This window comes from Bacillus sp. FSL M8-0049, from assembly GCF_038593355.1.
In the GTDB taxonomy this organism is placed as follows: domain Bacteria; phylum Bacillota; class Bacilli; order Bacillales; family Bacillaceae; genus Bacillus; species Bacillus safensis.
The window spans coordinates 742,689-763,991 of the sequence record NZ_CP151986.1 but is presented as its reverse complement, the minus strand read 5'-3'; the positions used below and the strand labels follow the sequence as shown (position 1 = coordinate 763,991).

Genomic DNA, 21,303 nt, shown 5'->3' with positions numbered 1-21,303 from the left:
TCCACTCTCAGATTTGATTTAAGCATGTACATTTTCAAATTGTCCACAAACAGATGCAATCACATCTTTTAAATAAGATACGATATGAGGGATATGCTCTGGTAACGTATAAGGTGAGATGACAAAAAACTTACTAACACTTAGATAGAATTCTTGGCCTTCTTTCGAGTTGACAAGTAAAAACTTCGTTGTATCGCCAAAGAACATCTCATCTCTTTTCTCTCCAAGCTTTTCAAACAGCATTTTGTTCAATTCATTGTTCCGCTCAATTTCGATTGAAGTCGCTTCGCCAGAAATCTCTTCTTGAAAACGCGGTGAGCCGTCTAGGTAAATTCTAAATAATGTAGCCATTCCGACGTTGTCATCATTCACGACTTCTGCTTGCGGAATTTCCCGACTAAGTGCTTCTCTGAAGGCAAGGTTCACTTCTAAGAATTGACCAAGCAAGCGCTGATAGCCTTCAATCCCAAACGTTAACAGCACACTCAGCATACTGATCGAGCTTCCCATTCTTGAGCATTCCAGTGTATAACCCGTATGGTATTCCCCGTAGCCTCTATGGCCAACATATGGTGTCTCCTGTTCTTCCAGGTCCAAACGCTTTAAGTCAGCAGCGTTTTTCACTAGGAATAAACTGGATGTGTAAGGTGTTTGGCCAAGCTTTTGAAAATCAAAGCACATCGAGTCTGCAAGAGACAGATGCTGGAATTTCGCTTTGATTTCTTTTAGCATACGAAGAACACCCTCTGAGAATTGCAGCGGGTTTTCCGATACATCATACTCATTAAAGAAAGCAAAGAATCCACCCAGCGCCGAATCTGCATGAATATGCGGCACCTTTAGACCATACTCCTCAGCAATGGCTTCTGCTGTTTCACGTACCCCTTTTACATCATCAATTGCAATGGCATCTGTTGTTCCGGTTGTTGCAACAATATAAACGGGAATCCCGCCACCCTGTGCAACACGTTCCATTTGACAACGCAAATCTTCCATATCCATTGAATGATCTTTATTCGTCTTAATTCTGATTAAGTTGTTTGTGCCAAGTCCTGTTGCTTCCATTGACTTAAATAGGCTGTAATGTGCAGCATCAGAACAAAACGCATAAAGATTTTGCGGAACTCCTTTTCGCAGTGACTCCGGCGCAGCCTTTGCGATCGCTAAACGAAGTCCTGAAAAAATCGCTCCTTGACCTCCCCATGTTGTGTATCCCCCGCTCACATTTGGATCATATCCGATGAGCTTAGACATCATTGAGACCACTCTGACCTCAGCTTCCGCACCTGCTGGTCCATAAACATCCCATAGGTTGTTTCCGTTTACCAGCATCGCTGTCAGCATGCCTAAAATTCCTGGTGTACTTGCCATTGGCAAAATGTTCGTGAAGAAATACTTGGTGTGGTATGGATGGTTATGTAAAAGCTTCAGTAATTCTTCATTCACAAGTTCCGCTTGCTGGCCGTTCATCGGAATTTGACTTGTTTCAGTAAGCTTTTTGTAAAAGTCCTCCCCACGATTCTTTTCACCTTTAAGGTGTGCACGGTTGGGATCTTTCAGGTCATCGACCCCTGAAATGATCTGCTCCATCAATTTGATGAGTTCTTTACGCTCTCCTGCATTTCCGTCCTCACTCGGAAACCAGTTCTGAACGAGGTTCTCTGCTCGTACAGTCATATACTATCAATCCTTTCAATGGAAGATTTCCTGTCACTGTCTATATCGACCCCAATTCAGAAGTTTATAGTCTCAATATGTTCACTTAAGTATATTTAGATAATTTGTTCACTTATTAAAATAAATAAAACCCTTAAAAAACACATGAAAACCATTATTTTCGTAAAACACAAAAATATATTGATATATTGTATGAGAGGAATTTTTATCCATCACTTTGTTCCATTCCATGGCTCATTTTTTTTGCTTAACCTGCATAAACATTAAGAAACAATGGAAATACTCTCTAAATGACCATTGTAGAAATCAAATTAATTCTTTAGACTTGTGTCTTTTTACCTGTTTTATTGATATAGCAACTGGAAAATTACTGAATTTTCTGTCAATAATAGGTCGATTTTCATAAAAAGTTTTTCGATGGACGAATATTTTCATTTTCTCTCCTTTTATTGCTCGGACAGGCTTCCAAAGGCTCTTCACTGGTTATGACTTTTCTATTTGTGCATTTCGTGGTATATTCTAATGGTTCGTTTTCTTTCGTTCCGCCTCTTCCGTGTATCGGAGAAAAGGAGTGTTTATATGAAAACATTTATTCAAAAAAGAGGTCTCGGCTTCTTTCTGATTGCAGCCGTCTTACTATGGCTCAAAACGTATTCAGCGTATTTAATCGAATTTAAACTTGGTATATCAAATGTGCTTCAGCATATTTTGCTTTTCGTGAATCCTATTAGCTCCAGCTTGTTCTTTCTTGGCTTTGCTTTATTGTTCAAGAAAAAATGGCAGCCTGCCGCTATCATTGTGATTCACTTTTTCATGTCTTTTTTACTATACGCAAACATCGTGTACTATCGATTCTTCAATGACTTTATCACGCTGCCTACAGTGATGCAGGCAGGAACGAATGGCGGACAATTAGGTGATAGTGCATTTTCACTCATGCGTTGGACTGATGTGTTTTACTTTATTGATACAATCATTTTGATCGTACTTGCAGTCCGCATGAAAAGGCAGCAGCAAACAAGTACAGCCACTGTACCTGTTCAAAAGTCAAAATCGTTTAGACTCGTCCTTGTGTCCTCTGTTGTGATCTTTGTTTTAAACTTAGTGGCTGCAGAGATCGATCGTCCAGAGCTTTTATCAAGATCGTTCGACCGCAATTATTTAGTTAAATATTTAGGCGCTTATAACTTTACTGTGTTTGATGCCATTCAAAATGTGAAATCAAACAGCCAGCGTGCTCTGGCAAATTCAAATGACGTGACAGATGTAGAGAACTATTTAAAAGCGAACAGCGCTGATCCTAACCCTGCTTATTACGGGAAAGCGAAAGGCATGAACGTCATTACAATCTCTCTTGAATCTCTGCAAAACTTTGTCATTGATTATAAGGTCAATGGAAAAGAAGTAACGCCATTCCTTAATTCATTGGCACACGACAATAAAACGTTTTACTTTGATAACTTCTTCCATCAAACAGGACAGGGAAAAACGTCTGATGCTGAATTTATGATGGATACTGGGTTATTCCCATTATCACAGGGCTCTGTTTTTATTAACAAGGCGCAAAACACATATCAAGCACTTCCTGGTATTTTGAAGAAGGATCAATATACGTCAGCAGAATTCCATGGAAATACGAAAACCTTCTGGAACCGTAATGAAATGTTTAAATCCTTTGGATATGACAGATTTTACGATTCTGAGTACTACGATATGAACGAGCAGGATACGAAGAACTATGGACTGAAAGACAAACCGTTCTTCAAAGAATCGATGCCAATCCTTAAAAACATGAAGCAGCCGTTTTATTCGAAATTCATTACCTTATCGAACCATTTCCCATTTGGAATGGATGAAGGTGATACTGATTTCGAACCTGGTGACTTCGGAGACTCTGTCGTCGATAACTACTTCCAATCGGCTCATTATTTAGATGAAGCGATTGAACAGTTCTTCAACGATTTGAAAAAGTCAGGTCTCTATGACAATACCGTCGTTATTATGTACGGCGATCATTACGGTATTTCTGAAAACCATAATGAAGCGATGGAAAAAGTGACTGGACAAAAAATTGGAGATTATGAAAATGCGCAGCTCATGCGTGTGCCGCTTTTTATCCATGTTCCTGGCGTAAAAGGCGGACAGATTCATAAATACTCTGGTGAAGTCGATGTCGCACCAACTCTTCTGCACCTGCTTGGCGATGATACGAAGAACTATTTAATGTCTGGTTCTGATATCTTATCGAAGAACTTTAAAGAGCTTGTGCCATTTAGAAACGGTGACTTCGTGTCTAAGGACTACACGAAAGTAGGCAATAACTATTACAGCAACAAAACAGGCGAGAAAATCGAGCCAACTGACAAGGCATCGCAAGAAAATGAAACGGTGAAAAAGATGCTGGAGACATCTGATAAGATTGTCACCGAAGATTTACTCCGTTTCTACAAGCCTAAAGGCTTTACACCGATTGACCGCAACGATTATGACTATACAAAGAAAGTACAGGATGAAAAGGATTCCTCTTCCGCCAAAGATGAATCCAGCTCTTCTTCAAAATAACGTTCTCATGCTAAGAACCAGCCGATCCTTGATCAGCTGGTTCTTTTCACGTTTGATCATGATGGCCCCGGGTATAGGAGAAGAAGGAGGGATTTATCATGAAGAAAACAGCAGCTTTTGTCGTAACTGCCTCACTTGCTTCATCGGCCCTATTCGGTTTCAGCCCTGCGGTCTCAGCACACGCCATGATTAAACCAGCAGCAGAGCAATCCGTTCCTCAAGGTCCAAAAGCCGCGCTTAACAGCATTTATAAGCTGGCACATAAAGGACAAATGCCCTACTATGCGAAGGGACTGAAAATAGGCGTTCAAACAAAAAAAGACGTTCATCATCAGCTCGGACATCCATATCCAGAAACAGGTCAAAGCAGCTTTGATTTGTATCATGCTGAAATGGGGAATCCTGGATTTGCTTTTCACTATGATGCGAAAGGCAAAATTGATGAAATCCGTTATTTCGGTACAAATGTAGAAAAAGAAACAAATATCGGCGGTATGACCCCTTCGTTACTAAAGAAACAGCTTGGACCAGCGGATTCAGTGAGTACAATTCCGCAGACAAAAGAGAAAAAATATGTGTATCGAACCGGTGATTATGAACTCGAATTTATCGTAGGCCATGATCCAGATATGAGTCAGCATGAGCTCACCGTCCTGCATATCAACCTCATTAAAGCCGATTCTTAAATAAAAAAGGGCTAAAATGATCTTTATTTTAGCCCTTTTTCTTCCTTTCAGCGTGATAGAAAACCTTTGCAGCCCTAGGAAGGACGAGTACCGGAGCGGAGCGAATTTGACATTCGTGAGCACCGGAGCGCAGACCTGACACCGAATGCGAGGGTTTGTCTACACGCTGAAAGCATCCTGAGCTTGTGCTCAGGATGCTTTTCTTTATTATGATGCCACTTCTAACTGCGGCTTTCTTTTCATTGTTCTTTTGAGGACTGGACCTGCGACATAATCAAGTCCAAATTTGCCTGCATTCCCTTTCGCTGCCATGATAATGATGGCTATGAGCAGAAGCAGCGGGTTCACAGAGACAGTTCCAGCTAGTAAGAAAGAGACATTCATCACGCTTCCAAAAAAGGCTGCCGTTGTTGTAAACAATCCAACAATTAATCCTAGGCCTACTAAGATTTCTCCCCACATGACCATGGCACTGAATAGTCCGGCATTTGGCAAAGCGACATTTTCTAAAAACCATACATAGAACGGATACACTAGATGACCATCCTTGACGACAGGTTCAGATATTGCAAATTGTAAATAGCCTGATGCATCAAATCCACCTGTTAGTTTTCCAATACCAGATGTCAGCCAAGTCCATCCGATATAAAGTCTTGCTGCCAAAAGGATAACGGCTGCCCATACATTCGTTTGTAAGAATTTTGTAAACATGATGATGCCTCCTTTTAAATTATGTGAAATATTTCACATTTTCTTTATGATCTTATTATACTATGCGAAATGTTATTTGTGATCTTTTTCACATATATATTCACAAATTGTTCATGAATATCTAGTTGAGGTAAACTTTTCCCTTGCTAAAACCGTCTAAGTCATTTCAGACAGTAAAAAGGGGTTTAATTTTGTATGAAAACACTATTTCATTTTGCTTATTTACAGGCCATCTCATGTCTATTCCCCGTCATGATCTTTGCGGCGCTTGCCCTATCAAAGACGGTGACTATTCCTTTTCTTCACCGGTATGATTTCATTCTACTGCTTTGCATCGCAGCTCAGATCCTGATGCTGACGCTGCGGCTGGAGACTTGGGCGGAGCTAAAGGTCATTTGTCTATTTCATCTCATAGGAATCTGTTTAGAAGTGTATAAAGTACATATGGGCTCTTGGTCCTACCCTGAAGAAGCTTATACAAAAATATTTGGGGTTCCACTTTATAGCGGCTTTATGTATGCGAGTGTGGCTAGTTATATTTATCAGGCACTTTCACGACTTCATGTAAAAGTGACCGACTGGCCTCATCCATTTCTTTCAATTGGCATCAGTTTGTGCATTTATCTCAATTTCTTTACGCATCACTGGCTCTATGATGTCAGGTGGTGGCTGACATGTCTGCTTGTTGTTGTGTTTCGGAAAACGTCGGTTTCGTTTCAGGTTGGTCCATCTTCCTTTCGAATGCCGCTTGTTGTTTCATTTCTCCTGATTGGCTTTTTTATTTGGGTGGCCGAAAATGTCACGACCTTTTTAGGCGCATGGCAATATCCAAATCAGCAGCATGCTTGGTCTCTCGTCCATCTTGGTAAAATCAGTTCGTGGTTTTTACTTGTTGTCATCAGCATTGTACTGGTGATCGAACAGCGTAAACAAAAAAACGTTCAGCCCATTTGACCTGGCTGAACGTTTTTTTTAATCTCGATCGACTTCCTTACGGAGATCATCTGCGACAAATTCTACATTCGTTCCAATGATGATTTGTACGGTTGTTTTTCCAGAAGTCAGGACCCCTTTGGCACCTGCTTTCTTCAATGTACCTTCATTTAATAAATTTGTATCCTCTACTGTTAAGCGAAGACGTGTGGCACAATGATCAATCGTGGTGATATTGTCTTTGCCGCCAAGTCCCTCTACGAGCATACTCGCTCCTCCTGCCGTCACCGTATCATCCGCTGCGATATCTTCCATGTCATCATCTTCCCTGCCTGGTGTTTTCAGCTTTAATAGTTTAATGAGGAAATAGAAAACGACAAAGTACACGACGCCATAAATGATTCCTACTACAAGAAGCAAGATCGGTTTTTGCGCAATTCCGAAGCTTAAGACGTAATCAATCGCACCTGCTGAAAAGGCAAAGCCGCTATGAATCCCAAGAGTGTTTACAATAAAAAGCGAAAGCCCCGTCAAAATAGCATGGACACCATATAAAAGTGGAGATAAAAACATAAAAGAAAATTCAATTGGTTCAGTGATCCCTGTTATAAATGATGTAAGTGCCATACCAATCATCAGTCCAGCTGTTGCTTTTCGCTTCTCAGGCTTTGCAGTCACAACCATGGCTAGACATGCCGCTGGCAGACCAAACATCATCACTGGGAAGAATCCGGTCATAAAGACACCCGCGCTTGGATCTCCTTTAAAGAATCGCGCTAAATCCCCTGTTGCCCCGCTGAATTCCCCGAATTGAAACCAAAATAAGTTATTCAAGACATGGTGAAGTCCTAATGGAATGAGCAATCGGTTAAAGAAACCAAACAGCCCTGCACCTGTTGCCCCAAGACTTAAAATCCATTCCCCTAAATCATTGATCACACTTTGAATCGGCGGCCATACATATCCGAAAACGGCTGCTAATAGAATGGTGAAAAGTGCGGTCATAATAGGCACAAGCCGCCTTCCGCTAAAGAAACCTAAGTATTCCGGCAGTTTCGTATCCTTAAATTTATTGTAAACATAACCTGCCAAAAGCCCGCATAAAATACCGCCCAATACCCCCATATTGTTGGTTGAGTTAATCGACGTTGTACCGGCTGACAAAATAAAATAAGAGATCGCTCCTGATAATGCCGCTGCCCCGTTCCCATCCTTTGAAATACCAATCGCTACACCCATTGCAAAAATTAAAGCCAAGTTCGCAAAAATTGCATTCCCTGCCGCATGAATAAACGGGATATTGAATACATCCTCCCGCCCAATGGCCAAAATAATCCCTGCTGCTGGAAGTACAGCGATTGGAAGCATAAATGATTTTCCTAGCTTTTGAAAAAACTGAAACACCATCTGATTTCCCCCCTTTGTCATCATCATGACCAAAATCATTCATGATGTTCATAAAAAATATATCATATGCACGTCTAGTTATCTATACCAATTTGTCCACATCCATTTGAATTCCGCTCTTTACTCTTTTTGCGTAAAATGTGGTAAGCTATTGAATAGAATGAAGATATAGAAAGCGGGAATGAACAGTGATTGTCAAACATGATCATGAGTTAGAAGCCTTAAAAAAAGTCGGCCGAATTGTCGCTTTGGCAAGAGAAGAAATGAAAAGCCAAGCGAAACCAGGCATGTCTACAAAAGAATTAGATTTGATTGGGAAAAAAATATTAGAAGAGCACGGTGCCAATTCAGCACCTGAAAAGGAATATGACTTTCCTGGTACCACTTGTATCAGCGTAAACGATGAAGTTGCACACGGTATCCCTAGTGAAAAAACCATTTTACAAGAGGGCGACCTCGTGAACATTGATATCTCAGCAGAGCTTGACGGATATTATTCCGATACAGGTATTTCATTCGTTTTAGGAACAGGTGATGCTCGTCTTGAAGCATTATGTAAGTGTGCGGAGGATGCGTTCCTTGAAGGATTAAAGCATGCAAAAGCCGGTAAAAGACAAAACCAAATTGGCCGTGCGGTCTACAATACAGCGAAAGAACAAGGATTTACTGTCATTAAAAACCTAACAGGACACGGCATTGGGAAGAATCTGCATGAAGCACCCAACCATATTTTGAACTACTATGATCCATTCGATAATGCTTTGTTTAAAAATGGCACAGTCATTGCCTTTGAACCTTTCATTTCAACAAATGCTGAATCGATTTATCAGGCTGATGATGGCTGGACATTTAAAACACCAGATAAAAGTCTAGTCGCACAGATTGAACATACGATTGTGATCACTAAAGACGAACCGATTATTTTAACAAAGCTGTAAGCCAGCTATCCCCTCCTTCACTGGAGGGGATTCAGATTGTTGACAAAGGGCTAAAATGATGTTGATTTTAGCCCTTTGTCTTCTTTTCAGCGTGATAGAAAACCTTTGCAGTCTAGGAAGGACGAGCAGCGGAGCAGAGCGAATTTGACATTCGTGAGCACCGGAGCGCAGACCTGACAACGAATGCGAGGGTTTGTCTACACGCTGTATCCCCTTCTTCACTGGAGGGGATTTTTTCATGCCCGTTTCACGAATCTGTCACGACTAAACAAAAAAGCCTGTGGTAAAATAGGCAAAGATATGTGAAAGGGGTCTTATTTGATATGTGGTTCATCATCATAGGTGTTATCTTTTTCATCGAAAGTATTATCTTAACGGTTGTAGGGATTAAGAAAAAACAATCCATGATGACCTATCTTGGTGTTGTCATCATGATTATGACGGTCGGCATGATCCTCGTTACCCTCAACCCGCCAAATTCATAAATCAATATTTCCAGCATATACATGGATCATAGGCAGATAGAATCAGTTTTCATTTCTTGATACCTGCACACTTTTCACGTCCTTTTTTGAGATGTTACAATGCAGGCAGTTTCAATTGAAAGGAGTTTTCTATCATGCATTATGGTAGCAAAGGCTGGTATGTCGAAGAATTAAAGAAGCTTGGTGTGACTAAGCATGAAGGAAGAAAGCTTCAAAGCTTAAAAACATATTTCCTTGCAAATCTTCTTGAGCAAAAGAAACGCAGCTCATAAACGCTGAAAAGCCGTACATCTTAAGATAATGTACGGCTTTTTTTAAATGTGCTGAATTCGTTTTTCTAAAGACTTCCTCACCACATCTGCTAAAGCATCTACTTCAAGAACGGCTTTCAGTCTCTCTGGACTTGTTTGACGATATTTGACTTCGTTGACCTCATGGACCGTAATGTGATGGGACGCTTTTTCTACTAGTACTAGCGATGCATCAGGCGGCACCATGCCTTCTTTCAGTACACGTAAATAAAAGCCTGTATACCCTGTTTTTTGCACTTCCTTTACAAGCTTCATGTTGCCATGCTTAAGAGACAATTTCACACAAGGCTGTCTTGGCTGGCTCACCTCAACAAATGCATCTCCAAGCTGAAACACATCGCCAATATGCACATTCGTTTCGACTAGCTGGCGTACTGTTACATTCTCTCCAAAGGCAGCTTCCTGTAATGGTACCCCTAAAAATTGTTCAAAGTGAGCATAATGATCATACGGAAAGACGCAGACGGCTTTATCATAACCCCCATGATGAACCAAATCCCCCTGACCATCTCCTTCAAAATTGACCTGACTTAAATACAGAGGCTCATGAATGCGCCTTTTGTTGATGGCTGTTTTGATTTCTTTTCCATTCGCATATGTAATGATAGGTTGTCCCACTTGGATTCCTTCTATGTCATATCTCTTTTGTCCCACGATGGCCATCTCCTTTGGTTGTCTACTGACCTTTATTTTACATCGTTTGACAATCAAATCATAGTCGAGGCGTGAAGATCAGATGAAGGCTATGGTACGATGTGAAAAAAGGAGAGATGACCATGATTCATTATCACGCCATTGTAAAAGGACGTGTGCAAGGAGTCGGCTTTCGTTATTTTGTTCAGGGAGAAGCCGTCAATCGTGGAATGAAAGGCTGGGTACGCAACACAGATGAAGGTCATGTCGAGTTAAAGGTAGAGGGTGAGCAGCAGAAAGTGATTGATTTCTTAGAGACTGTCCGGAAAGGAAGTCCTTTTTCAAAAGTCACCGACATGCAAATGGAGCCGCTCACCGAGCTTGCTCATTATCAGGATTTTCGAATACGGTCATAAAAAACCTAGCTTTTTGTAAACATTATTCCTATTCATGATAGTTAGACGGAGCTTTCGTATGATATAGTTCAGCCAGAACTTTCTGGTTGAACTTTTTTTATTTAGATTTAATCTATCAGTAGCCAGGATAGAACATACGGAGGCGTGGGACATTGATTCCGTCAAGTAAACTGTTCATCACCATCTACTTGTAGAAATATGTTTGAGGCTGGTTGGGACTTAGACCTCGTAAAACATCGAATCGGTACGAGTCATGCATAAGATTAATTGGACTGGTTCGATATTGCCTCAAAATAGTCTAGAACGACTTTGCGGAATTCCAATGAAGCTTGCGTCATGTATCGACTTGTATGCCATAATAAAGCGATATCACGTACAAGTTCATGATTCTCAATTTGCAAATATTTAATCTTTCCCCATGATATTTTTGCTGTGCTTGGTATGAAGGCAAGTCCAATTTCAGCTTCTACAAGACTGATCAAACGTGTAGGTTCATCGCCCTCATACACATATTTAAGGTCAATTCCAGCCGATTTGCATACAGAGTCTACTAAATCACGAGTGCCGTATCCTCTTTTCACACCGACAAAGCATTCATCCTTAAGTTCTGTTAAACATACGCTAGTTCGGTCTGCCAGTCGATGCCCATTAGGAACTGCTACAAGAATGGGATCAACAAAGACAACTTGACATTCGATGTCTTCCCCTTGAAAAGGAGAGGACGACAAGCAAAAATCGACTTCGCCTCGATGTAAAAGCGTGACCATTTCCAGTGTGGTCAGCATTTGCACATGAAATTGGATATTAGGACGTTTTTTACGAAACTCTCGCATAATCTGAGGCAAAGTGCTTGCTGTGGTTAGCGCAAGCTTTAGTGTGCCAGATTCTCCTCTAGACAAATCGCTAATCTCCTGTTTTCCCTGTTCCAACTCAAACAAAGCCCTTTCCGCGCGACGAATGAATTTGTTGCCAAATTCATTTAAACGCAGTTTCCTGCCTGTGCGATCAAATAAAGGCACCCCTAAATCTTCTTCCAGACGCTGAATCGTTTTGCTTAGCGACGATTGCGTAACGTGGAGGCTTCGTGCAGCTTCAGTTACATGCTCTAATCGAGCTACCTCTAGAAAATATTGTAGTTGAAGGAGTTCCATTTCATTTTCTCTCCAATCATTCCTTTTGGTCAATGATATCATAACTTTAAATGCGTTGGAATGAATGTAAAATTCCAAGTAAATTTAAAGGGGGAGAAAAAATGAATTCTCGCAGCAGATGGTTAATGATATCCGTTGGACTAGGAATATTATTAAACCCTTTAAATTCATCAATGATTTCTGTTGCTATTGCTAGGTTGCAACATGTGTATAGCATTGATTTTACTGCTGTTTCCTGGATTGTGTTTTCATTTTATATCGCTAGTGCTATCGCCCAACCTGTCATGGGGAAGGCTAGTGATTTATTCGGCCAGAGGAAGATATTTCTGGCTGGTCTTGTTGTATCCTTAGTTTCTTCTATTCTGGCTCCATTTTCTCCAAATTTCGGATGGCTTATTGTGTTCAGAATCGTACAATCCATCGGAACTAGTATGCTGATTGCAGTTGGAACAGCTATAGTACGCATTCATATTACAGAAAAGCAATCAGATGCTTTAGCAGGTTTATCAATTTTCCTATCCGGTGCGGCAGCTATAGGACCTTTTGCCGGAGGAGTACTTATTCAATGGTGGGACTGGCCAGCGATCTTCATCGTCAATACCCCGTTTGTAGTAGCGAGCTTTATATTAGCTTGGAAAATGATTCCTAATGATGGACCAGCAGCAACGGTTTCACGTGACATGTCGTTTCGAAAATTACTGGGTGTGATTGATGTGCCAGGAATTCTGCTCTTTGTGGTGGCTCTGATTGCCCTTCTAGTTGGCTTGCTGGCAGCGAAATCATCTGGGCATTTCTCTATGTGGAATATCGTTGTTGTGCTAATCGGGCTCGTTGCGGTGGGAATATTCGTACGACATGAGCTAAAAACAGTGTCGCCATTTATTCCTTTACGCACCTTCGCCAAATATCCAGGGATGACTTGGGTCAATATACAATACTTGCTAGTTAACTTCCTTTATTATTCTCTCTTTTTTGGGATTCCATCATACCTGCAAATGGTACGTCATGTCAGTGAATTCCAGACAGGGAATCTTATGTTAACCTTGGGCTTGAGCTCGATTGTAGCTTCGCCAATAGCAGGGAAATGGGTCGGTAAATCAGGACCCAGACCTGCATTGATTGTATCCTCATTACTGATGGTAGTAGGGGCAGTCTGGATCGTGACATGGACGCAAAGTTCACCAGTCATCAGTGTGTGCCTGGCATTAGCCGCATTCGGTTTTAGTAACGGGCTAAACGCTGTTGGTATGCAGGCAGCTTTGTTTAAAAGCTCTCCAAAAGAAATTGCTGGTGTAGCATCTGGCCTATTTAATACATCAAGATACTTGGGAACAATTTTATCTTCACTGTTGACAGGTATCATTATGGGAGGTGCGTTCACCTTTACAGGATTCCGATTGCTGGGGGTTTTCCTAACGGTCATTGCATTGGTCTTAGTATTTATAAGTCTGCGGCTCAGATATTCTGAGCAATTGGATGAACCGAGTACAAGCAATTCAAACAAAAAATAAAAATTGGAGTTGAATGTTATAACAACTGTTAATATCAAGGAATGGTCCTCATGGGATCAAACTTGGCAGGGAATGCAAAAGGATAAACAGCCTCAGGGTGAGAAAGTCATCCAGAAGTGGAATGCGAGAGCGCAAACTTTCGCCCATTGTTGTAGTAAGGAAGAGATCTTTTGTGGTCATCATAAATAAATAAAAAGGGATAGATATCTATCCCTTTTGTTTTAATCAATTTAAATGTTCAACATCATATGAGAGGACACGTGTATTATGATAAAAGCCATCTTTTTATGGAATTACATATAACTCTCGCTAAGCTTTTTCTGTCCTGTGATAGGGCTTGTCCTGATAAAAATAGTTTGGTTTCACAATGGTATTGTCGTAATGCTTGTGGAAGATGTGGGTAGCAGCTGGTGATACTGGCGGAATCAGCCATGTCCAGTCCCCGGTCAGCTTGCGTTCAGCCTTTTCTTCCTGTTTTTCAAACTGCTTGAATTGATGTGCTGCTGTATGGTGATCGACAATGGTTACCCCTGCTTCGCGATAAGAATGGAGAACCGCCACGTTCAATTCGACAATGGCTTTATCCTTCCAAAGGGACGAATTCTTGGTTGTGTCCAGTCCTAAAAGAGAAGCGACTTTTTTCAGCATATTGTAGCGGTTTTCATCCGCTAGGTTGCGTGCGCCAATTTCTGTGCCCATATACCAGCCATTAAACGGTGCAGCATTGTAATGAATACCGCCAATCTCTAATTTCATATCAGCAATAATCGGAACCGCATACCATTTCAGTCCTAAATCACGGAATCCATCATATTCAGGATGGGTGATCTCTACCTCTTGGACGATTTCTTTCGGAAGCTCATACAGAACAGGCGGCTGACCTTTTAGCTGAAACATGAGAGGCAGAATATCAAAATGTGTGCCCTCCCCTTTCCAGCCATGTGCTTCACATAATTTTGTTAATTCAAGAGATGCCTCGTCGCCGACGATACCGTATTCCGTTTCATAGCCTGCATAACGAACGAGCTGATGATTATAAATGACGACTTCCTTCTGTCTGTTTTTCTCTGGGGGAAAGATCGTAATGGACGGTTTGATTTTCCCGCCATTTGTCGCATACTCAATATGATGAAAGAGCGCCTCCTTCACCTCATCCTCTGTCTTTACATGCCGGCAGTCATGCACTTGCAGGGTCGACCAAAACAAACGGCCAATGCAGCGGTTACTGTTGCGCCATGCCATTTTCGCCCCGTGAGCTAATTCCTCTAGTGTATGCGTATAAATTCCTTCAGACTCAATTTCTTTTTTTATTTCATGCAGACGTGCTGCTTTCTCTTCATTTGACTTGTTTAATTCTTCATAGCATACAGAAATAAAAGCTTCTGCTTCATTCCACAACGCTTCTTGATTACTCAAACATACTCGCCTCACTTTAATACGAATATATCCATTGTAGCGGTTTCTATTGATAAATTCACTCGTTTCAAACCATTTTTTATCAAATCATCCGACCATTGTCCTTAGATCATAGATGAATCAATACGTTTAAGGGTCTTTTGGAGCCAGCGGACATAGCCTTTTTCCCTTTCGATTGCCCTTGTCAGCACTAAGTAATGCCCAAATTGCGCTGAATGCAGTGATTCAGCAGAAGGGTCTTCCTCTGTCAAAGCGTGGAGCTTTTGTTCCAGCACATCTACTTTCTTGGTGCGCTCTAAAAGTTGATAGGCAAACAGGTCAGCCGCTTCTTTTTTGTCCATGGAGGAGATGAAAAAGGTTTTGAGCATGAATTCATCCTTTGTTGTTTCCGGAATCGGATCTTTTGTTCTTAACCACTGACGCAATTCTTCTTTTCCTGCCGCTGTGATTTGATAGACCTTCTTCTCCAGCTTTTTTCCTTGTATGTGAATATCAAATTCAATAAACCCTTCCTCTGTGAGACGCTTCAGCTCAGGGTAAATCTGACTGTGCTTCGCACTCCAAAACTGTCCAAGGGAATCTTTAAAATGTTTCGTGATATCATATCCCGTCAGCTCATGCTGATCCAGCAAGCCAAGAATGGCATATTTTAGTACTCTCATGATGGGCCTCCAACGCTTATTCTTTGACAATAGTATATCATAGACTTTAAAATAAACATGTAAATCACAACATGTTTGAAAAAACATCATTCTAATGAAAGAAGGAATAAACATGGATCAATTCGTTGGACTTCATATGATTTATACGTATGAAAATGGCTGGGAATATGAGATTTACATTAAAAACGATCACACCATTGATTACCGCATTCATAGCGGAATGGTTGGAGGACGCTGGGTCCGTGATCAAGAAGTAAATATTGTGAAGCTGACAAAAGGCGTATACAAAGTCTCTTGGACAGAACCAACTGGGACAGACGTCTCTCTGAACTTTATGCCTGAAGAAAAACGCATGCATGGCGTCATCTTCTTCCCTAAATGGGTGCATGAACGTCCAGACATCACCGTCTGCTATCAAAATGACTACATCGATTTCATGAAAGAATCTCGTGAAAAATACGAAACCTACCCGAAATATGTTGTCCCAGAATTTGCGGACATTACGTATATCCATCATGCAGGTGTGAATGACGAAACCATTATCGCAGAAGCACCATATGAAGGCATGACAGATGAAATAAGAGCTGGACGAAAATAAAAAAAGCGGCACGCCAAGTGCCGCTTTAGATTGGTGAAAAAGGGCTAAAATGATCTTTATTTTAGCCTTTTTTTATTGAATGCCTAACGTCTTTTGAGGAAGCACGAAACGATAGACTGGCAGTTCATCACCTGTTTTTGAAGCAATAAACCCTGATGACATATAGCTGTCCTTTGATTCTGGTTCAAGGGCAAGTGACAGCAAATTGGTTTGCGGCTGTGCCGTGACATATACCTTTGTTCCTTTTGGCAGCTGACGTTTCTTGTCAACGAGTTTTGTTTCAAGCTGAATATCTGTTTTGCTCTTTTCCTCTCGCTTTGTCACCTGATAGGCTTGTACCGGCACTTTCATGCCAGCCGGCAATGTGACACTTTTTAATCCTAATGTTCTGAGTTTCTTTTCTACTCCTTCATGCCCCGGAAGAATGAGATAAGCTGTCGGCCGTTCTCTTGTTAAAACAGGAACAGCATCGCTCGCACTATGAAAGCGCACAGGAACTTGAGTCGTTTGTCCCTTCTCAATATCAACCATTTCCAGCGAGTCATTGACAGGTGCTTGGAAATCATCTTGAATGACCACTTGATCATCATCATTTGGCTGCAGTCCTTTTTTGACCAGCTTCAGCCGCTCCGTCACCATTTGCTGCTTCACCTGTTTGGCATGTTTCACCGTGGTCTCAATGATTTTTTCATGGGTGGCTACTTGCGCAGCGACGCGGCGGGCAAAATCCTCTCTTCCAATCCCAATCCCTCTGCTTTCTACAAGAAATGACAGGGCTGGCGAAAGTGCAAGGGCATTACGGCCAATTCGCGCATCCGTACCACCTTCATAGATGTCGATCTTTCCATCCTTTCCTCTTGTGTTTGTATAATACAAATCGTTAGAAAATCCTTTATTCGTCAGCGTTTCACGAACTCCGTTAACGTATAACTCATTTGATGTCAGCCGGATGCTTTCAGGAATGTTTAAATTCTTCCCTGAAAGAATAAGCAAATCATGATATTTGAGAGCGCCTGATGAACCGATATTTTCAAACTGCTTTTGACCCACATCGTATTCATGGGCATCAATAACTACCTCTGGCGCATACCGATTAAATTCTTGATGCAGGGCTGCCAGTTCTGGAGATTCTAATGTCATATGATCACGGTTTCCGTCTAATCCGTTTGCCAGTCTGCGGTCAAACGCATAAGAACCATCAGGATTGATTCTTGGAACAATGATGATATTGACATGATTGAGTATACGCTCTCCTTCTTCACCTGCTAATCGTTTTGCAATGACGAGAGCAGATTCACCGGAGGCTGGTTCATTTCCGTGTATTTGTGCTTGGAGCCAGATGGTTGGCTTTTTTGAAAGTGGAGTAATGGAGCGATCCTTTGTAAAGTACAGGGCCGGAATGGACCTGCCTTCAATGGATGTTCCAATCTGTTTCTGAGTGGCATATGGGCTTTTGCGGACAATGTCTTTTAAGAAAGCTTGAAGCTCTTCTTGTGTCGTAAATGCTTCTCCTTTTTTCTGAAAGGCAGGGGTTTCAAACGTCTCGCCAGGCTTAGGGTATAGCTTTTTCACTGAAGCCGGCTGTTCATAACTCTTTCCATAATAAGGGGTTTCTGCATGAGCTGAAGCTGGGCTCACCATCGACAAACTGCCTGCCAAGAGGCATGCAGCAGCAAAAAGAATCGTGCCTTTTCGTTTGGACATGCTATCCTCTCCCTTCGTTGATTTGCATTATAAAGAAAAAAACAGAAAAAGTGTCAGTATTTTTCAAAAATAAATCTTTTGGAGGAACAGGCATATCTTTGTCTAGGGCAAATGAATGGAGCCTGCCCGGCAATATGACCTAAAAAAAGTGCCTGCCCGCAGCAGACACTTTTTTATTTACCAGATGGAAATGGCCCCAATGAGAACCGCCATGACGGTCATAGCGACGACTGCCAGCACAGCCCATTTCATCCCAAATTTCTGATGCTGATCCAGTGATACGCCAACAAGTCCAACAAGTAAATGAGTCGATGGAACAAGTGGACTTAACATATGAATCGGCTGACCAATAATAGAGGCTCTGGCAATCTCAATTTTATCGACACCGTATGCTGCCGCTGTTTCTGATAGGATCGGCAGTACGCCATAAAAGTATGCATCATTCGGCATAAAGAAAGTAAAGATCCCGCTTGTTAATGCGACAATGACTGGAATAAAGCCGCCAAGCTGCTCTGGAATTGCAGATACAATCGAAATCGCCATTTCATCGACCATTTTCGTTCCAGTTAGAATACCTGTAAAAACACCTGCCGCAAAAATCATCGAAGCAATGGCTAAAACGTTTGTTGAGTGAGCGGCAATTCGCTCACGCTGCTGATCTAAGTTCGGATAGTTCACGATAATTGCCACACAGAAAGCAAGAACAAATAGAACAGTTAAGCTGACTTTACCTGATACAAGCAGCAGCACCAATAACAAAGTCAGCGCCAGGTTAAACCACCAAAGCTTCGGCCGTTTGATGTCATCTTGCAGTGCCGCTGCCATTTCATTTGCATGAATCGGCTGGTCAAGTTCAATCACACCAAGGCGTTTTCTCTCGGCTTTTCCAAGAAAATAAGCAACAATAATCATACTGAGAACCCCTGCACCAATGACTGGAATCATTGGTCCAAATAAAAGTGAAGGATCAACGCCAAGTGCACTCGCCGCTCTAGGTGTAGCTCCTCCCCATGGAATTGTATTCATAATTCCCATGCCGACCCCGGCAATACCCGCTAAAATAATTGGACGGATGCCAAGCAGCGTAAATAGTGGAAGCATCGCTGTTGTTGTAATCATATACGTTGTCGTTCCATCACCATCAAGTGCAACAAGCATCGTCAAGACAGCTGTTCCGACAACGATTTTTAATGGATCGCCTTTAACGATTTTTAAAATTTTCGCCACCATTGGGTCAAATAAACCCGCATCAATCATAATGCCAAAGTACAAAATCGCAAACATGATCATGACTGCTGTTGGTGCGACTTGCTGCACACCTTTGACAATCATGTCTGAAATTTCAGTAAAATGAAAACCTGCAATAAGAGCAAATGCAATTGGTGTTAACACCAATGCCGTTAAAACAGACATACGTTTCGTCATAATCAAAACCATAAATACAATCATCATAAGAAATCCTAAGATTGCTAACATATTGTTCACCCCTTATGTTGTATACGCTTTCATTAATGTGTTGGTATCCCATTTCCAACCCTTTTTGTCATCATATCTGAGGTGAGAATTGAAGTAAATATTATGAATTTTAATTCTTTTTCGGTCGATAAATGCTTTTTGTTCATTTTGTTCAAACATTGGGCTTTTTAATACCATGAAAAAAACAAAGGGTTTATTTAAGCCCTTTGTCTTCTTTTCAGTGTGATAGAAAACCTTTGCAGTCTAGGAAGGATGAGTACTGGAGCGGAGCGAATATGAGATTCGTGAGCACCAGCACACAGAACCGGCACCGAATGCAAGGGTTTGTCTACACGCTGGAAGCGGTCTCACTCGACCGCTTGTTCTCCTTGTATCAATTGCTCATATTGCCTTAATTGATCTTCCATAAAGACCTTTGCCTCTTTGCTGTTCATATAACGACTTGTCCAGCCCTTTTGCTTTAATCGCTTTTTCCAGGACTTCGTTTTCGTCATTTTTTGAAGAAGCTGATCCCATTCACGAACCTCATGCTGACTCATTTGTTTTGGGCCCATCACACCGCGCCAATGGGAAAAGATGAGCGGAATGCCCTGCTCTTTCCATGTCGGCACATCTTCAAATCCATCTAAGCGCTGGCTGGTTGTCGTCGCTACGAGCTTCAGCCTCTTTTTTTCATAATCATGACGAACCTCTGTAATGGTAGTCGTTGCTGCATCCACCTCATGGTCGATGAGCGCCTGAAATAAATCATCTGCACTGTCAAATTTCAAAAATTGAATGCGATATGGATCAATTCCTGCCATTTCTGCTGCCCGGGCGAATGAGATTTGATCATCATTTCCAAAATCAGGGGCAAACCCAATTTTTAAGGAATCTGGTTTTTTCTTAAGTGCGTGTAACAGCTCCTTCCCATTTGAAAAAGGAGAATCCACTGGGACTGCGACGACCTGCCACTCTTCTGCAAGGATTGCCAGCGGTGTCACATCATTCATCGTCACGTTACTGCTGCCAAGCAAATTACGGCTTAACAATAAGCTTGAATTTAAACTGATATAGTTGGCTTCTCGCTCCATCATGTATGTCCATCCTTTATCCACCGTTCCGCCTCTTTGATAAAGAATGTTCACAGGCCGGTTCACCAGCTTCTCTTGTTCAAGCACTGATTTCATCACCTGAGCCGTTTGGTCAAATCCCCCCTCTGGTACACCCGACACCACAATATATAAGGAGCTTTGCTGCAGGAAAGAATCACCGGCCTTTTTTTCATTAAAGGTGAGCGTCATACAAAGGCAGAGCACGATTACAAAAAGTATTCCTTTTTTCATCTTTTATGACTCCGCTTGTTTGGCAGGGTAATATTTACGTTCAGGTCTGCCAATGATTCCGTATGCAAGCTCTGCCCGGCATTCCCCTGTTGTCACGAGATACTCTACATACCGTCTCGCAGTTGTACGTGATGCGCCCATCTTTTCCCCGAGTTCTTCTGCTGTAATTCCGCTATTCTCTGATGCCATCAATGTTTTCACTTTATCCAAGGTCAGTGAATTGATGCCTGTGGGAAGATCTCTGTCATCCCTTTGTTTTGGCTCTTCCTGCATCTGTCCAAAAAACAGATCGATCATCGTTTGATTGACTTCATCCTTTGAATTGATGATGTCTTTCTTCTCTTTATATTCGGTTAAAACTTGTGCAAACTTTTGTGCGGTCACCGGTTTGATTAAATAATGAACCACTCCGTAATGAAGCGCATCTCTTAAAAGCGTCGTTTCCGTTGCAGCCGTGATAATGATCACATCTACTTCAGGACAGCGTTCTCTTAAAAGCGGCAGCAGGTTTGTGCCGAGCTCATCAGGCATATACACATCAAGCAAAATGAGATCAACTTGTTCCCTCTGGAGCGCCTCCCACATATCTTTTGCACTCTTTGCCTTTCCAGCGACCTTAAATCCTTCTATCTTTTGAATATAAGATTCATGAATGGCAGCGATTCGAAAATCATCCTCCGCAATGAGTACCTTAATCACCA

20 protein-coding genes are annotated in these 21,303 nt (G+C 41.7%); 9 read left to right on the top strand and 11 right to left on the bottom strand.

Annotated elements, in window-relative coordinates; genetic code table 11:
* Window positions 1-18: 18 nt before the first annotated feature.
* The gene (locus NSU13_RS03780; RefSeq protein WP_081124091.1) at window positions 19-1,677 is read right to left on the bottom strand and encodes a pyridoxal-dependent decarboxylase; all 1,659 of its coding nucleotides are present in this window, start codon (window positions 1,675-1,677) and stop codon (window positions 19-21) included.
* A 579-nt stretch (window positions 1,678-2,256) separates the two neighbouring features.
* Between NSU13_RS03780 and NSU13_RS03775 the strand changes: the two genes are divergently transcribed.
* Window positions 2,257-4,239 carry an LTA synthase family protein gene (locus tag NSU13_RS03775; RefSeq protein WP_046314243.1) on the top strand — a complete coding sequence of 661 codons (1,983 nt, stop codon included), beginning with the start codon at window positions 2,257-2,259 and terminating at the stop codon, window positions 4,237-4,239.
* A gap of 98 nt (window positions 4,240-4,337) precedes the next feature.
* Window positions 4,338-4,925, top strand: a complete 588-nt coding sequence (locus NSU13_RS03770) for a YjgB family protein (protein WP_034283677.1) — start codon at window positions 4,338-4,340, stop codon at window positions 4,923-4,925.
* Window positions 4,926-5,132: 207 nt separating this feature from the next.
* On the opposite strand, the gene NSU13_RS03765 is transcribed toward NSU13_RS03770, so the two are convergent.
* Window positions 5,133-5,636, bottom strand: a complete 504-nt coding sequence (locus NSU13_RS03765; RefSeq protein WP_034283676.1) for a DoxX family protein — start codon at window positions 5,634-5,636, stop codon at window positions 5,133-5,135.
* 195 nt (window positions 5,637-5,831) lie between these two features.
* On the opposite strand from NSU13_RS03765, the gene NSU13_RS03760 reads away from it, so the two are divergent.
* Window positions 5,832-6,590 carry a DUF817 domain-containing protein gene (locus NSU13_RS03760; protein WP_111927620.1) on the top strand — a complete coding sequence of 253 codons (759 nt, stop codon included), beginning with the start codon at window positions 5,832-5,834 and terminating at the stop codon, window positions 6,588-6,590.
* Between the two features lie 18 nt (window positions 6,591-6,608).
* Here NSU13_RS03760 and nagE read toward each other — a convergent pair whose 3' ends face one another.
* The gene (gene nagE, locus NSU13_RS03755) at window positions 6,609-7,976 is read right to left on the bottom strand and encodes an N-acetylglucosamine-specific PTS transporter subunit IIBC (RefSeq protein WP_034283672.1); all 1,368 of its coding nucleotides are present in this window, start codon (window positions 7,974-7,976) and stop codon (window positions 6,609-6,611) included.
* A gap of 188 nt (window positions 7,977-8,164) precedes the next feature.
* Here nagE and map point away from each other — a divergent pair, with 188 nt between their 5' ends.
* From map to NSU13_RS03740, 3 genes are all read left to right on the top strand, one after another.
* Window positions 8,165-8,914 carry a type I methionyl aminopeptidase gene (gene map, locus NSU13_RS03750; RefSeq protein ID WP_024424611.1) on the top strand — a complete coding sequence of 250 codons (750 nt, stop codon included), beginning with the start codon at window positions 8,165-8,167 and terminating at the stop codon, window positions 8,912-8,914.
* A 323-nt stretch (window positions 8,915-9,237) separates the two neighbouring features.
* Window positions 9,238-9,399, top strand: coding sequence for a hypothetical protein (locus tag NSU13_RS03745; protein WP_087978305.1), 162 nt, complete (start codon window positions 9,238-9,240; stop codon window positions 9,397-9,399).
* Window positions 9,400-9,533: 134 nt separating this feature from the next.
* Entirely contained in the window at window positions 9,534-9,671 is a 138-nt protein-coding gene (locus NSU13_RS03740; protein ID WP_064497716.1) for a YflJ family protein, read from the top strand.
* Window positions 9,672-9,713: 42 nt separating this feature from the next.
* On the opposite strand, the gene NSU13_RS03735 is transcribed toward NSU13_RS03740, so the two are convergent.
* Complete coding sequence (locus tag NSU13_RS03735; protein ID WP_025092683.1) at window positions 9,714-10,364, bottom strand: MOSC domain-containing protein; 651 nt, start codon at window positions 10,362-10,364, stop codon at window positions 9,714-9,716.
* Between the two features lie 122 nt (window positions 10,365-10,486).
* On the opposite strand from NSU13_RS03735, the gene NSU13_RS03730 reads away from it, so the two are divergent.
* Window positions 10,487-10,759: an acylphosphatase gene (locus tag NSU13_RS03730; protein ID WP_024426625.1), complete on the top strand. Its 273-nt coding sequence runs from the start codon at window positions 10,487-10,489 to the stop codon at window positions 10,757-10,759.
* Window positions 10,760-11,022: 263 nt separating this feature from the next.
* On the opposite strand, the gene NSU13_RS03725 is transcribed toward NSU13_RS03730, so the two are convergent.
* Window positions 11,023-11,910 carry a LysR family transcriptional regulator gene (locus NSU13_RS03725; RefSeq protein ID WP_342489868.1) on the bottom strand — a complete coding sequence of 296 codons (888 nt, stop codon included), beginning with the start codon at window positions 11,908-11,910 and terminating at the stop codon, window positions 11,023-11,025.
* Between the two features lie 101 nt (window positions 11,911-12,011).
* Here NSU13_RS03725 and NSU13_RS03720 point away from each other — a divergent pair, with 101 nt between their 5' ends.
* Window positions 12,012-13,421: an MFS transporter gene (locus NSU13_RS03720; protein ID WP_342489867.1), complete on the top strand. Its 1,410-nt coding sequence runs from the start codon at window positions 12,012-12,014 to the stop codon at window positions 13,419-13,421.
* A 309-nt stretch (window positions 13,422-13,730) separates the two neighbouring features.
* Here NSU13_RS03720 and NSU13_RS03715 read toward each other — a convergent pair whose 3' ends face one another.
* Both NSU13_RS03715 and NSU13_RS03710 read right to left on the bottom strand, forming a co-directional pair.
* The gene (locus NSU13_RS03715; RefSeq protein ID WP_342489866.1) at window positions 13,731-14,837 is read right to left on the bottom strand and encodes a nitric oxide synthase oxygenase; all 1,107 of its coding nucleotides are present in this window, start codon (window positions 14,835-14,837) and stop codon (window positions 13,731-13,733) included.
* A 104-nt stretch (window positions 14,838-14,941) separates the two neighbouring features.
* Entirely contained in the window at window positions 14,942-15,499 is a 558-nt protein-coding gene (locus NSU13_RS03710; protein ID WP_024426629.1) for a PadR family transcriptional regulator, read from the bottom strand.
* A 112-nt stretch (window positions 15,500-15,611) separates the two neighbouring features.
* Between NSU13_RS03710 and NSU13_RS03705 the strand changes: the two genes are divergently transcribed.
* Window positions 15,612-16,097 (top strand): phenolic acid decarboxylase, encoded by a 486-nt coding sequence (locus NSU13_RS03705; RefSeq protein WP_342489865.1) that lies wholly within the window; start codon window positions 15,612-15,614, stop codon window positions 16,095-16,097.
* A 72-nt stretch (window positions 16,098-16,169) separates the two neighbouring features.
* Here the strand turns inward: NSU13_RS03705 and NSU13_RS03700 are convergent, their stop codons facing one another.
* The 4 genes from NSU13_RS03700 to NSU13_RS03685 all read right to left on the bottom strand — a co-directional run bounded on the left by NSU13_RS03700 (window position 16,170) and on the right by NSU13_RS03685 (window position 21,301).
* Window positions 16,170-17,801 carry a M14 family metallocarboxypeptidase gene (locus NSU13_RS03700; RefSeq protein ID WP_024424605.1) on the bottom strand — a complete coding sequence of 544 codons (1,632 nt, stop codon included), beginning with the start codon at window positions 17,799-17,801 and terminating at the stop codon, window positions 16,170-16,172.
* Window positions 17,802-17,978: 177 nt separating this feature from the next.
* Window positions 17,979-19,277: a citrate:proton symporter gene (locus NSU13_RS03695; RefSeq protein ID WP_034283666.1), complete on the bottom strand. Its 1,299-nt coding sequence runs from the start codon at window positions 19,275-19,277 to the stop codon at window positions 17,979-17,981.
* Between the two features lie 347 nt (window positions 19,278-19,624).
* Window positions 19,625-20,602: a tripartite tricarboxylate transporter substrate-binding protein gene (locus tag NSU13_RS03690; protein ID WP_046314227.1), complete on the bottom strand. Its 978-nt coding sequence runs from the start codon at window positions 20,600-20,602 to the stop codon at window positions 19,625-19,627.
* Between the two features lie 3 nt (window positions 20,603-20,605).
* Window positions 20,606-21,301, bottom strand: coding sequence for a response regulator (locus NSU13_RS03685; protein ID WP_025092679.1), 696 nt, complete (start codon window positions 21,299-21,301; stop codon window positions 20,606-20,608).
* Between the last annotated feature and the right edge of the window lie 2 nt (window positions 21,302-21,303).